The following is a 12861-nucleotide window of genomic DNA, read 5'->3' as shown; positions in this document are numbered from 1 at the left end:
AGCATAGGTTCGTCCAGTCATGAGACCCAGCAGGTACAGCGAGTACGGAACCTGCGCGCGATGCCTTGTGTTCCGTAAATAACGAAGTTATGTTGCCGCCATGAAACGTGACTTGCTGGGCAGAAAGCTGGTTGTCACCGGAGCGGCACGCGGGATCGGCGAGAAGGTGGCCCGCCTGGCCGCCGCCCGAGGGGCTCGTGTGGCCCTGCTCGGCCTGGAGTCCGATCGGCTGCGCGCCCTCGCCGATGATCTGGGCCCCGCCGCCTCATGGTGTGAGGCCGATGTGCGTGACGGTGCCGCCCTCCGGTCAGCGATCGATGGGGCCGCGGAGGTCATGGGCGGCGTCGACCTCGTCGTCGCCAATGCCGGCGTCGTGGCGTACGGAACGGTTCGGCAGACAGATGAGGCGTCGTTCGAGCGGGTCCTGGACGTCAATTTGAACGGGGTGTTCCGCACCCTCAAGTACGCGACGCCCCATCTGGAGCGCAGCCGGGGCCATGTACTGGTCGTGGCGTCCGCGCTCTCCTTCATGCCGCTGGCCGCGATGGCCTCGTACGGCGCGAGCAAGGCCGCGGCCGAGTTGCTCGCCCTGACCTACCGCCAGGAGGTGGCACACCTCGGGGTCACGGTCGGCCTCGTGCACCCCTCCTGGATCGACACGGACCTCGTCCGGGGGGCCGAGGCAGACCTCCCCTCGTTCCAGGGGCTGCGCCGACGGCTGCCCTATCCGGGCAATGTCACCACCAGCGCCGACCGGGCTGCCGCTGCGATCGTCGACGGGCTCGTGCGCCGACGCAGCCGCGTGTACGTGCCGCGCGCGGTCGCCGTGGCCAACTGGGCCAAGGGGGCACTGAACTCGCCGCTGACCTGGCCCTGGGCTCGGCGTTTCGCGGCCCGCGCGGTTCCGTCCCTGGAACGGGAGGTCGAGGCATTGGGGAGGCATGACCAACTCACGCCGGGTACCAACAGCCCCATCGTGGAGACCAGGTCGCCCTAGCGTGGAGCGCAAGGGGCGGCACCCGGCCGCCCCCCCTCCTCACAGGCCTTGGACGATGGAGTCGTACAAGCGCGCGCCGGCCTCGTGCGAGGCCTCGGCACGTTCACGCCTGTCACCCAGGCCGACAGAGAAGTTCACACCCATCGGCAGAAGCACCTGCATCACCGCGTCGTCGAACTCGACGAAGTGCTCGGCCAGTTCAAGGGTGATGTAGCCGTGTACAAAGCTCCACAACTGAGCGGCTATGACCTCGGGTCGCTGCTGCCGGCCCCTGCCGGAGCGCACGAGCCGTTCGCACGCCGCGGCGACATGGGCGTGGGCTTCTCGAAATGCCGGTGAGCGCCCACTCAGGCGAAGGTCCGCGTCCGACAGCGGCCGGTATGTCGCGCGAGTGGACAGGCCGAACATCAGGTCGTAGAGGTGAGGGTTCTCGTGGGCCATTCGACGACACATCAAGGCCATGGCGAAGAGTTCCGCGATCGGATCCTCAGTCACCGGCACCTGGGCAAAAGCTCTACCGAGTTCCTTGAACCCATGGTCGGCAACGGCGCTCATCAGCTCAGGGATCCCGCCGAAGTGGCTGTAGACCACCATGGTCGACAGTCCGCTCGCGGAAGCCACCGTGCGCGCCTTGATGGCCGACGGCCCCTGCTCGGCCAGCAGACCGATGGCCGCCTGGACAAGTCGCTCCTGCGCGTCTTCGACCCTCGCCCGCCCTGCCATGTCTCGCCTGCCTCCACCGTTGACACATTCAAAATAACTTGGTTATCTAACTCTTCACGGCAATGTTACACATTGTGGGCGACATGTCGTCACGGACACGGCGTACATCTCTGGACCCGTCGTCACGCGCTGCCCAGTCTCATGCCGCCTGCGCGGACACCCCCCCGGGGCGAACACGACCCCATCACTGCCACACGCGGCCGTAACTGTCCCCACGCACTTTCCCACCCCTCCATGAACTCAGCACGGGAGCAGACTTCATGCCGTACAAAGACAAGGGCCATCTCAAGATCGAGGACCGGGGAGCCGTCCTGGTCGTCCATGTCGACGGTGGCCCGCACCAGGAGTTCGGCCTCGACATCTCCACCCAGCTGGACAAACTGGTGGACCGGGCCGACCGCGATCCGAACATTCGTGCCGTCGTCTTCACCGGGGCGCATCCCGAACGGTTCGTCAGCCATGCCGCGGTCCGATGGCTTCAAGAAGAGGGCGCAGCCAGCCCTACCGTCGGCCGCCGTGGAGCCGCCGCCGTCGTGCGCCTGGCAAAGCACGTGGACCGATCTCGTCTCCTGGGCACCTTGATGCGCAAGACTCCGATGCGAGGTGCCCTCCAACTGGAGCGCCTGCACACGACGTTCCTCCGGATGAACCGCAGCGGTGTCCTCTTCGTCGCTGCCCTCAACGGTTCGGCTCTCGGCCTCGGCGCGGAGTTCGCCTGGGCATGCGATCTGCGGGTCATGGCTGACGGAGACTTCTTCATCGGCCAGCCAGAAGTCCTCCTCGGCATCATTCCCGGCGGAGGCGGCACCCAGCGGTTGACTCGCCTGATCGGTACCCACCGGTCCTTGGCAGCGATCCTCGAAGGCAAGCCCTTCACACCTGCGGAGGCTCTCGCCAATGGAGCGGTCGACCAGGTCGTTCCGCAGGACAAGGTGGTCACACAGGCGAAAGAACTCGCGGAACGCCTCGGCAAGCGATCAAAGGGATCGGTCGCGGCTGCCAAGAGGTCGGTGTACTTCGGTGGCTCCATGTCACTGGAGGACGGTCTGCACGTCGAACGCGCCGAGTTCTTCACCAGGGTGATGTCGCAGGAAGGTCAGGAATTGATGCTCGGCTACCTGAATGCGACAGACGTGACCGGCGAACTCCCGCTCTACAGGCCTCACACCTACACGCAGGCACTCGCCTCGGGCAGCGTGCCCGGGCGCCGCTCGACGAATGAACGGTGACTCGACATGACAGCACCACAGCCCTTCATCCGGCACAACGTCACCTTCCCCTCCGGCGACGCTACCTGCGCCGGCTGGCTCTACCTGCCCACAGGTGTCACCTCCCCGCCCGTCGTCGTTCTCGGACACGGCCTGGGCGCCACCCGCGAGATGCGCCTCGACGCCTTCGCCGAGCGTTTCGCACAGGCCGGCATCGCCTCCCTTGCCTTCACGTACCGACACTTCGGGGACAGCGGCGGCCACCCTCGCCAGCTCCTGTCGATCAAGCGCCAGCTGGCCGACTGGGACTCCGCCCTCGCCTACGTCAAGACACGCCATGATGTCGACCGCGCACGCGTCGCCGTGTGGGGCAGCTCCTTCGGCGGCGGCCACGCCATCACGGTGGCCTCTCGACATCCGGAACTACGCGCGGCCGTGGCCCAGTGCCCGTTCACCGACGGTCTCGCCTCCGCGCTCGCGCTCGGCCCGGTCGCCTCGCTCAGAATGACCCCCGTACTTGCCCGGGATCTGACAGCCAGAGTGCGTGGCAAGGCACCCGCGATGGTTCCCATCGCCGCCGCCCCTGGCTCCCCGGCCCTCATGAACGCTCCGGACGCCCTCCCCGGATACCAGGCACTGCAGCCTGCCGGGACAACGTTCCGCAACGAAGTGGCGGCACGGGTCATTCCGACCATCGCCGGTTACCGGCCCGGGCGTGCGGCAAGGAAGGTCGCCATGCCCATCCTCTTCTGCGTCAGCAACACCGATTCGGTCACGCCTCCCGCCCAGACCCTCCGGTACGCCCGGACCGCGCCCCAAGGAGAGATCAAGAGATACAACGCCGGTCACTTCGACTTCTATACCGGCGAGACGTTCGAGGCGCTGGTCCGCGACCAGATCGAGTTCCTCTCCCGCCAGTTGGACCCGGCACCCGCCGTGTCGACGACTTGACCGGATCGCATCACACCGAGACAGGTACGTTCGCCATGAAATTCGCTTCTCTGCCCGACCGCCGAGCCGAGCTCGACCCCCAGGGGGCCGCGGTATCGGACGGGCGGCAGTCCCTCACCAACGCCCAACTGCTGAGCGGCGTCCTCCGGACGGCGCGCCAGCTCCACGACCTCGGAATCGGTCCCGGTGACGTCGTCGCCCTCAAGCTGACGAACCGCGCCGAGTTCGTCCTTCTGCTGTTCGCCGCCTGGCGGCTCGGCGCCACCATCACGCCGGTCAACCCGAGCATGACCGATGTCGAAGTGGTCCGGCAGCTCAAGGACTCCGATGCGCGCCTGCTCGTGGTCGAGGACGGTTCGCAAACCACGGCAGGCCTCGCCACACTCACCGTCGGTGAACTGCGCGAACATCAGGCGCCGGAGTGGGATCAGGCACCGCGTCTGGACTCGTCCGCGCTGGCTCTCCTCATCTACACCAGCGGCACGACCGGGGTACCCAAGGGCGTGATGCTCGACCACGCCAACATCGACGCCATGGCGGAGATGGGACGCCAGGCTCTCGAGCTGGGGCCGAGCGACCGCTGCCTGCTGATCCTGCCGCTCTTCCACGTGAACGGCATCGTGGTCAGCATCCTGACGCCGCTTCTTGCCGGCGCCAGTGTCGTCATCGCGGGCCGCCGATTCGACCCCCATCACTTCTTCGACCTCGTCGAACAGGAGCGCCCCACCTTCTTCAGTGCCGTCCCGACGATCTACAGCATGCTCGCGGCACTCCCTGACGACGTTCGGCCCGACACATCGTCGGTGAGGTTCGCGGTCTGCGGCGCCGCACCTGCCTCCGCCGAGTTGCTGACCCGGTTCGAGGCCCGGTACGGGTTTCCCCTCGTCGAGGGGTACGGGCTCTCCGAAGGAACCTGCGGCTCCACCATCAACCCCGTCGCGGGACCCCGTCGCGCAGGAACCGTGGGGCTTCCCTTCCCCGGCCAGGAGATCCGGATCCTCGACGCCGACGGTACCGAGGCGGCGCCGGGCACGGACGGCGAGGTCGTCCTGAGGGGCCCCAACATCATGCGCGGCTATCTCGGCCGTCCGGACGACACGGCCCGGGTCGTCGTCGACGGCTGGTTGCACACGGGCGACGTGGGCCACCTCGACGCCGAGGGCTATCTGACACTGGTCGGACGCTCGAAAGACATGATCATCCGTGGTGGGGAGAACATCTACCCCAAGGAGATCGAGGACGTGCTCGCGAGCGACCCGTCGGTCCTCGAGGCCGCAGTGATCGGCGTACCCGACGAGAAGTGGGGCGAGGTGGTGGTCGCCTACGTTCAGCCCCGGCCTGGTTCGACCATCGACCCCGCGGCGCTCAAAGTGCTTTGCGCGCGCAGCCTGACCGGCTTCAAGCGCCCGGCCTCATACGTCGTGGTGGAAGCCATCCCGAAGAACGCGGTCGGCAAGATCGACAAAGGCTCCTTGCGGGCAGGCCACACCGCCGTCCTTGCAGGGTCCTGATCAGCACAGTTGGGGTTATGGGCCGCACCAGCTAGCGGCCCATAACCCCAACTGAAGGCGCCCCCAGCTGTGTGCGATCGCGCGGGCCTTGTCGGGGTCGCACACTCACCGAGGATCTCTCCTGCAGTGGATCTTCTGGCTGAACGTCCCGCTCGGTCTGGCGCCGATTCCGCTGGCCCTTCTGCGGCTGGGCGAGAACCACGACCCGAACCCGAGCCTCGACCTTGCCGGCACGACCATGGTCAGCGGCGGCCTGATCGGCATCGTCTACGCCCTGGTGCGCGGCAACGCCGACGGCTGGACCAGCACGCCGGTGCTGGGCGGCTTCTTCGTGGGTACGGCTCTGCTCTGGGTCGGAGCCGGTGCCGTCGCCCTGGCAGCGGCTGTGGCGTTGTTCATGCCCCGGCAGCGCAAGCCCGGCCGCCGGCCTCGCTGCGGGGAGTGCTCCGGCCGGCGCCGCGGTAGCGGCCTGAAGCCCGGACTGAGGGGCGCCCAGCCGGTTACGGCGAGGCCGCCCCACAGCTGTCAGGCCCTGCCCTCCAGGCACGTTCCTCGGGTCGGCGCACCATGGCCGAAGCCCCCTCGGACAGGGCGCCCCTGGGGTCGGCGCTCGAGCAGCTGAGGGGGCACCGCTTCCGTCACCGTGGGGCTCGCCGACTCGTCCTGCCGGCCAGGAAAGGCCGCAGATGCGCCAGCAGTGCCTCCGGTTGCTCCTCCGGGATGAAGTGGCCGCACTCCGCGATCTCGGCACCGGTGACGTCGTCCGCGTAGTCACGCCAGATCTCCAGTGTCGGCAGGCGGGCAGGCAGCCCCGCGGAACCCCACAGCGCCAGCAGCGGCGTGGTGAGGCGACGGCCTTCGGCGGCGTCCATGTCGTCGAGCGCGGTGTCCTCCTCCATGGCGCGATAGTCGTCGAGGCTGGCGCGCAGGGCGCCCGGGCGGGAGAACGCGCGGACGTAGCCGTCGACCGCGTCGGCGGTGAGTCCGTGTCGGTTGTAGCTCCACCGCTCGAAGAAGTACTCGAGATACCCGCGGATGTCGGGTCCCACGAGGCGCTCGGGGAGATCGGGCTGCATGTGGAACAGCCAGTGCCAGTACCCGGAGGCGAGCGAGGCGTCCAGGCGGCGGAACATCTCGCGGGTGGGAACGATGTCGAGCACGGCCAGCCGCTCGACCTGCTCCGGGCGGTCCAGCGCCCAGCGGTGCCCCACGCGGGCGCCCCGGTCGTGGCCCACGACCATGGCCCGCTCGAAGCCGAGCGCCTCGACGAGGCCTGCCATGTCGGCGGCCATGCGCCGCTTGTCGTAACCGGTGGTGGGCTTGTCGCTCAGGCCGTATCCGCGCAGGTCCGGCGCCACAACGGTGTGGTCGGCGGCGAGATCCGCCAATACCGGCCGCCAGCAGTCGGAGGTCTGCGGCCAGCCGTGGAGCAGGACGAGCAGAGGTCCGGACCCGGCTCGGACGTAGTGCAGGCGGACCCCGTCCACCTGCGTCACTCCGGTCGTCGCTGTCAGCTGTCCCATGGATCTGCTGCCTTCCTGACACGAGCTAACCGTCTTAGACGGTTAAGCTAGCGGGCAGAATGGAGACGTGGCAACGGACGACATGTGGATCTGGGACGGCGGACGGGTCTGCCTGGACTTCGCCAACACCCTCCGAAACCGGTGGAGAACCACTCCGGAGGAGACACTCGGGGGACCGGACGACCTGATGGGCTGGCTCCGGGAGGCCCTCCTGCTCGCGCCGGAAACCGCCGATCCCGCCACGGCAGCCGTGCTCAGGTCCGCCCGACGACTGCGCGAGAGCATCGACCGGACCGTACTGGCGGTCGCCGACGGCCGACTGCCCACATCGGGCGACGTGACGCTGCTCAACCGATCCGCCGCGGCGGCCCCCAGACCCGCCCTGCAACTCGTCATCACCCACGACCGCCTGGAGCCCGCCGGCACCACGACCCTCGCCACCGACCCCGCACTCGCGCTGGCGCTCATCGCCCAGGACGCCGTCGACCTGCTTGTTTCCGCCGAGATCCGGCACGTCCGTGTCTGTGGAGCGGACCGCTGCGCACTACGCTTCCTGGACCGCTCTCCGGCACGCAACCGCCGCTGGTGTTCCATGTCCCGCTGCGGAAACCGCACCAAGGTCCGCCTCCATCAGGCGCGTACACGACAGAGCGGCCGGATGACGGAAAGCTGACGGGGAGTCCTCAGCTCACTCGGACGACCTCATACGAAAGGCTGGGCCGGGGACGCTCTCGATGTCCTGCGTCTGCACCGGGTGGCCTCGTTCGCAGCCGATCCGGACGTCGACGCGCCCGCCGCACTCGCGGTGTCGTGCCAGTACCGCCGGCCCCTCCGGGTCGGCTCGGTAGCGGTCACCCCACTGCAGCAGCCCCATCACGGCGGGCACCAGATCCATGCCCTTCGGGGTGATCACATACTTCGGCCGGCTCCGCGAACCGGGCTCCTTGTACGTCTCGGTCGCCAGGATCCCTTCCTCCACCAGCATCCGAAGCCGCGTCGCCAGGAGGTTACGAGGACAGCCCAGGACGCGTTCGAAGTCCCCGAACCGGGACGAGCCGTACCACACCTCACGCAGGATCAGGATCGTCCACTTCTCGCCCACGATCTCAAGGGTTCGCGCGATCGAGCAGTTGGACGTGTCCCGGTCGAGCAGGGGGTCCATGCCGGTGTCTTCAAGGACTTCGGTCCATGCATCCATGGGAGCGATTCTAACCGAGTTTAAGTTTACATTCAGATACTCAGCTAGCGGCCCCCGGCAAGGCGACCCTCACCTTTCGCATCGCCTGACGGCATGACATTACGTAAGTCGGACCATGGACCAGGCCCGGTTCCAAGGCATCGGTCCGACATAGCCCACATGGCGACGAGAGGAAGACTGTGGCGCGCTACCGGGATTCATTCGCAGTGCATCGGGCTTCAGCCCGATGGTGAAGCGAATCTGATGGTTGCGACGCGGAGCGTCGCGGAGTCCTGTCCGGCGGAGCCGGGTGATGCCAGACGCTGTTGAGGGAGTTGACCAGCTTGGTGACGGCGACCTGGGCGGGAAGTTCACCTAACTCGGGCACGAAGACCAAGTGGACAGGCTTCACAAAGGACAGTGCCGACGATTTCTGATGTTCTGCATCTCACCCATCACGCAAATATGTAGCGTGGTCGCCATGCAGCTTCGGTACGGCTTCCGCCTGTACCCGGACACCGCCCAGCGCACCGCTCTGGCCAGGGCGTTCGGGTGCGCCCGCGTGGTGTTCAACGACGCGCTGCGCACCCGGGAGGACGCCCGCGCGGCCGGGTTGGCCTTCCCCACCGCCGGGCGCCTGTCAAAGCAGCTGATCACCCAGGCGAAGCAAACTGCCGAGCGGTGCTGGCTGGGCGAGGTCTCCTCCGTCGTGCTCCAGCAGTCCCTGCGCGATGCCGAGACCGCGTATAGGAACTTCTTCGCCTCCCTCAGGGGCGAGCGCAGGGGGCCGAAGTTGAGTGCGCCCCGTTTCAAGTCCCGCAAGGACATTCGCCAGTCGATCCGCTTCACCGCCAATGCCCGCTGGTCCATCACCGACTCCGGGAAGCTGAACCTTCCCAAAATCGGCGCGGTGAAGGTGAAATGGTCCCGCTCCCTGCCCGCACAGCCCTCCTCGGTCACCGTCATCAAGGACGCGGCCGGACGGTACTGCGCCTCCTTCGTCATCGACACCGACCCCCGTGCTGACGCCGCCCGGATGCCCGACACCGACCAGACGGTCGGCATGACCTGGGCCTGACGCACTTCGCCGTCCTCTCCGACGGGACGAAGATCGACAGCCCCCGGTTTCTGCGCCGCGCGGAGAAGAAACTGAAAAAGGCCCAGCGGGAGCTGTCCCGAAAACAGAAGGGATCCAGAAACCGGGAAGAGGCCCGCCTGAAGGTCGCCCGCGCCCACGTGAAGGTGGCCGACGCCCGACGCGAATTCCACCACCAGCTCTCCACGAAGCTGATCCGCGACAACCAAGCGATCGGCGTGGAGGACCTGGCGGTCAAAGGGCTGGCGCGCACCAGGCTGGCCAGGAGTGTCCACGACGCCGGATGGTCGGCGTTCGTCCACATGCTGGAGTACAAGGCCGCCCGGTACGGCCGGACTCTGGTCAAGGTCGGCAGGTTCGAGCCGACCAGTCAGGTCTGCTCGCAGTGCGGGGTCAAGGACGGGCCCAAGCCCCTGCACATCAGGAAGTGGACCTGTGCCGCCTGTAGAGCGGTCCACGATCGGGACCACAATGCCGCGAGGAATGTGAAAACGGCCGCCGGACTGGCGGTGTCAGCCTGTGGAGCGCAGGTAAGACCAGGACCCGTCCTGGCACAGCGCAGCGAAGCAGGAAGCCACGGATTCTCCCCCGAACCCTGTGCCGCGTAGCGGAACAGCAACGACGGAAGAGAAGGCCAGAATCCTCGGGCTTCAGCCCGAGGAGCAAGTCAACCCAAGGAGCACAAGCACGTGACACGGCAACGGATCACCGAGAAGGCCGGCCGCCGATTCAAGCAGGACGGGACAGACGGCTCGGCATCGCGATCCTGACGGCGGCGCCGGACTCACCGACGGCGCGCTCTACGCCCACATCGCCTCGACTTCCGCCTCTTTGCCAGGCAGCGGCGGGACATCCCGGCCTCGGCGGCGACGTGCGCGATCGCACGCCCGGCGTCCACACGTTCGCATGATCGGCGACACCCTTGCGGTGTCAGCGGGGAATGGGGACGCCCCGCCACATCGCCGCTCTGGTCCCAGATGTGAGCACTCACCCGTTTCGCCATGTGCCAGGACACGGACAATGCCTCCGTGTCCAGGGCGCGCGACGTCAAGGTTCATCGTGATCATTCCCAGGCGGGAGCCGATCGATCCACGCGACGATAGGGGCCCGTGGCTGTCAGCCGGTCATCCGATTGAACTTGCGCACCTGCTTGTCGAAGGTCCGGGCGGGGAGGATGCGACGCAGCACCTTGAGGCGTGGGGCTCGTGAGCCGGCGGGATAGCTCAGTTTCGGGTTTCGGTCGGTCGCCGCCGCGACGACCACCTTGGCGATGACGGCGGGATCGTCGCCGTTCCTCAGCCCCTCCTCAATCACCTCGTCGTAGATGGCCCGTTGGTGGGCGTATACCGGCACAGGGGTGTCGGCCTCCACCGAGTTCGTGTCGAACGAGGTGTTGAGGGGGCCGGGTTGGACGCGCAGAACCCGAACGCCGTGCTCGCGGATCTCGTGGTCCAGGGACTCGGTGTAGCCCTCGACCGCATGCTTGGTCGCGATGTAGACGGACATGAAGGGGTTGCCGACGAACCCGCCCAAGGAGGAGATGTTGATGACGCGCCCGTGACCCTGGCCGCGCATGTGCGGCAGGACGGCCCTGGTCATGCGCATGAGGCCGAAGACATTCACATCGAACACGCGCTGCGCCTGGGCGACAGAGATTTCCTCGGCGGCGCCGTTGATGCCGAGCCCGGCGTTGTTGACCAGGACATCGATCCGCCCGAACCGGTCGATCACCTCTTGGACGACGCTGCTCACCGAGTCGTCGCTGGTCACGTCGAGGGCGAGGAACGTCACACCCTCGCCAGGCGTGCTGTCCGGCGCCTTCCGGCTCGTCCCGACCACGTCGAACCCCGCCTGGGCGAGTGCGCGTGCTGTTGCCCTGCCGAGACCCGAGGACGCGCCCGTCACGAGTGCCACCGGCCGATTTGCTGTCATAGCTGCCTCCCGAAGTCTTTACATTACGGTCGCACTATCAAGGGCCTCGCTCGGGAAAGCCCTGAGCGCGATCCCCGACATCCCCGCGCCTGTTTCAAGCTGCAGCCTGCACCTCGACTGCTCGAGACGAGCTGGGCTTCTTCACCCAAACCACGACCGCCCGGCGACACTGCGGCCGGCCCTCCCGCCCCTTGCGAAAGGGTGAAACAGACATCAACCCACGTAACCCGCTCAGGACTGCAACTGGGCGAAGAGCGTCGCCAGGTCGATGAGGCCCCAGTGCTCGGCGAGCTTCCCGTCAACCACCTTGAACATGCGGAGCTCCAGCACCTTGATCGATCGGCCGGTGGCGGGAGTGCCGTTGAAGGACCCGGTGTTCGTGCCGGTGAGGATGAAGCTGATCGCGAACCAATCGTCCTCGGCGACGACACGGACCGGCGTGGCGGCGAAGTCGGGGACCGCGTCGAGGAACGACGCCAGCACCGCGCGGGTCTCCTCGACGCCGGTGGTGGTTCCGTCGGCGGCATGGGAGCGGAAGTCCGGCGCGTACAGGTCGAACAGGGCGTCGAGGTCACGCAGGTTGACGCGCCTGACGTACTCATCCGCAAGCCGGTGCAAGTCGGCGGTGGAGGTCTGGGTTTTGACGTTCGAGGAAGACATGTGCTTCTCCCATACAGATGGAGCGGAGCGGCTCCGCCCCGATGACGGACCGTGAATTAATGGGCTCACGTGTGCATACCGGCTAGCCGGGACCCGGTAGCGCCGGGGTTTGTCAGGCGGTGTGGACCGGGTTCGTCACTCGGAGAGGGTGGGGTAGTCGGTGTAGCCGGCCTTGTCACCGCCGTAGAAGGTGGCGGGGTCCGGGGTGTTCAGCGGCGCGCCGGTGCGTACGCGCTCGACCAGGTCGGGGTTGGCGAGCGCCATGGTGCCGACGGTGACGACGTCGGCGACACCGTCTTCGACGTCTTTGGCGCGGGTGTCGATGTCGGTGCCGGCCCGGTTGAGGACCAGGGTGGTCGGCCACAGCTTGCGGAGGGTGTGCAGGAGTTCGTCGTCGCCGCCGTGGTTTCCGATGTGGAGGTAGGCGAGGTCGAGCGGGGCGAGGGCGCGCACGAGTGCCGGGTACAGCTCGTGGGTGTCGCTCTCGGCGATGTCGTTGAACGGGTTGCCGGGAGAGATCCGGAGGCCGGTGCGACCGGCGCCGATCTCGTCGGCCACGGCGGTGGCCACCTCGACGGCGAAGCGGATGCGGTTCTCGACGGAACCGCCGTAGCGATCGGTGCGCTGGTTCGTGTTGGTGGCGAAGAACTGGTGCAGGAGGTAGCCGTTGGCTCCGTGGATCTCGACGCCGTCGGCGCCGGCCGCGATGGCGGCTGCGGCGGCGCGCCTGAAGTCCTCGACCGTGGCTGCGACTTCCTCGGTGGACAGTTCGCGCGGTACGGGCATCTCCTGGAGCCCGGACGCGGTGAACACGAGGCCGTCCGGCTTGATGGCGGAGGGAGCGACCGGCTGCCGGTGGTGGGGGGTGTTGTCCGGGTGGGAGATACGCCCGACGTGCATCAGCTGGATGACGATGCGTCCGCCGGCGTTGTGCACGGCGTCGGTGACCTTGCGCCAGCCGGCGATGTGTTCATCGGTGTAGATGCCCGGGGTCACCGGGTAGCCCTGGCCGTCGGCGGAGGGCTGGGTGCCCTCGGTGATGATGAGCGCGTGCGAGGCGCGCTGGGCGTAGTACTCGGCGTT

General features: G+C 67.5%; 11 protein-coding genes and 3 pseudogenes. 8 read left to right on the top strand and 6 right to left on the bottom strand.

All coding sequences use genetic code 11. From position 1 onward, the window contains the following. Positions 1-100 precede the first annotated feature (100 nt). Positions 101-997, top strand: coding sequence for a short-chain dehydrogenase/reductase (locus ACFY10_RS51255; RefSeq protein ID WP_390672305.1), 897 nt, complete (start codon positions 101-103; stop codon positions 995-997). 39 nt (positions 998-1036) lie between these two features. Here ACFY10_RS51255 and ACFY10_RS51250 read toward each other — a convergent pair whose 3' ends face one another. Then, positions 1037-1720: a TetR/AcrR family transcriptional regulator gene (locus ACFY10_RS51250; protein ID WP_390672304.1), complete on the bottom strand. Its 684-nt coding sequence runs from the start codon at positions 1718-1720 to the stop codon at positions 1037-1039. 260 nt (positions 1721-1980) lie between these two features. Between ACFY10_RS51250 and ACFY10_RS51245 the strand changes: the two genes are divergently transcribed. The 4 genes and pseudogenes from ACFY10_RS51245 to ACFY10_RS51230 all read left to right on the top strand — a co-directional run. Further along, complete coding sequence (locus ACFY10_RS51245; RefSeq protein WP_390672303.1) at positions 1981-2949, top strand: enoyl-CoA hydratase/isomerase family protein; 969 nt, start codon at positions 1981-1983, stop codon at positions 2947-2949. Positions 2950-2955: 6 nt separating this feature from the next. Then, positions 2956-3879, top strand: coding sequence for an alpha/beta hydrolase (locus ACFY10_RS51240; RefSeq protein WP_390672302.1), 924 nt, complete (start codon positions 2956-2958; stop codon positions 3877-3879). Positions 3880-3914: 35 nt separating this feature from the next. Next, positions 3915-5390, top strand: a complete 1476-nt coding sequence (locus ACFY10_RS51235) for a class I adenylate-forming enzyme family protein (protein WP_390672301.1) — start codon at positions 3915-3917, stop codon at positions 5388-5390. An 83-nt stretch (positions 5391-5473) separates the two neighbouring features. Then, positions 5474-5739 (top strand): annotated as a pseudogene (locus ACFY10_RS51230) (MFS transporter); the annotation flags it as partial. A 289-nt stretch (positions 5740-6028) separates the two neighbouring features. On the opposite strand, the gene ACFY10_RS51225 reads toward ACFY10_RS51230, so the two are convergent. Next, a complete protein-coding gene (locus tag ACFY10_RS51225; protein ID WP_390672300.1) occupies positions 6029-6913 on the bottom strand; it encodes an alpha/beta fold hydrolase in 885 nt (294 codons plus the stop codon). Positions 6914-6980: 67 nt separating this feature from the next. Between ACFY10_RS51225 and ACFY10_RS51220 the strand changes: the two genes are divergently transcribed. After that, positions 6981-7586 carry a CGNR zinc finger domain-containing protein gene (locus ACFY10_RS51220; RefSeq protein WP_390672299.1) on the top strand — a complete coding sequence of 202 codons (606 nt, stop codon included), beginning with the start codon at positions 6981-6983 and terminating at the stop codon, positions 7584-7586. A 15-nt stretch (positions 7587-7601) separates the two neighbouring features. Here the strand turns inward: ACFY10_RS51220 and ACFY10_RS51215 are convergent, their stop codons facing one another. Continuing rightward, positions 7602-8111: a winged helix-turn-helix transcriptional regulator gene (locus ACFY10_RS51215; RefSeq protein ID WP_390672298.1), complete on the bottom strand. Its 510-nt coding sequence runs from the start codon at positions 8109-8111 to the stop codon at positions 7602-7604. A 460-nt stretch (positions 8112-8571) separates the two neighbouring features. Here ACFY10_RS51215 and ACFY10_RS51210 point away from each other — a divergent pair. Both ACFY10_RS51210 and ACFY10_RS51205 read left to right on the top strand, forming a co-directional pair. Further along, positions 8572-9794 (top strand): annotated as a pseudogene (locus tag ACFY10_RS51210) (RNA-guided endonuclease InsQ/TnpB family protein). Positions 9795-9875: 81 nt separating this feature from the next. Continuing rightward, positions 9876-10005, top strand: a pseudogene (locus ACFY10_RS51205) (TetR/AcrR family transcriptional regulator); the annotation flags it as partial. 297 nt (positions 10006-10302) lie between these two features. Here the strand turns inward: ACFY10_RS51205 and ACFY10_RS51200 are convergent. From ACFY10_RS51200 to ACFY10_RS51190, 3 genes are all read right to left on the bottom strand, one after another. Next, positions 10303-11118, bottom strand: a complete 816-nt coding sequence (locus tag ACFY10_RS51200; RefSeq protein WP_390672297.1) for an oxidoreductase — start codon at positions 11116-11118, stop codon at positions 10303-10305. Positions 11119-11349: 231 nt separating this feature from the next. After that, positions 11350-11778: an ester cyclase gene (locus ACFY10_RS51195; protein ID WP_388841046.1), complete on the bottom strand. Its 429-nt coding sequence runs from the start codon at positions 11776-11778 to the stop codon at positions 11350-11352. Positions 11779-11913: 135 nt separating this feature from the next. After that, on the bottom strand, positions 11914-12861 hold a 948-nt coding region (locus ACFY10_RS51190; protein ID WP_390672296.1), incomplete at its 5' end, for an alkene reductase.

It is taken from the genome of Streptomyces sp. NPDC001401 (assembly GCF_042895385.1).
Classification (GTDB): Bacteria; Actinomycetota; Actinomycetes; order Streptomycetales; family Streptomycetaceae; genus Streptomyces.
The sequence above is the reverse complement of the archived record's forward strand: the minus strand, read 5'-3'. Positions and strand labels throughout refer to the sequence as shown.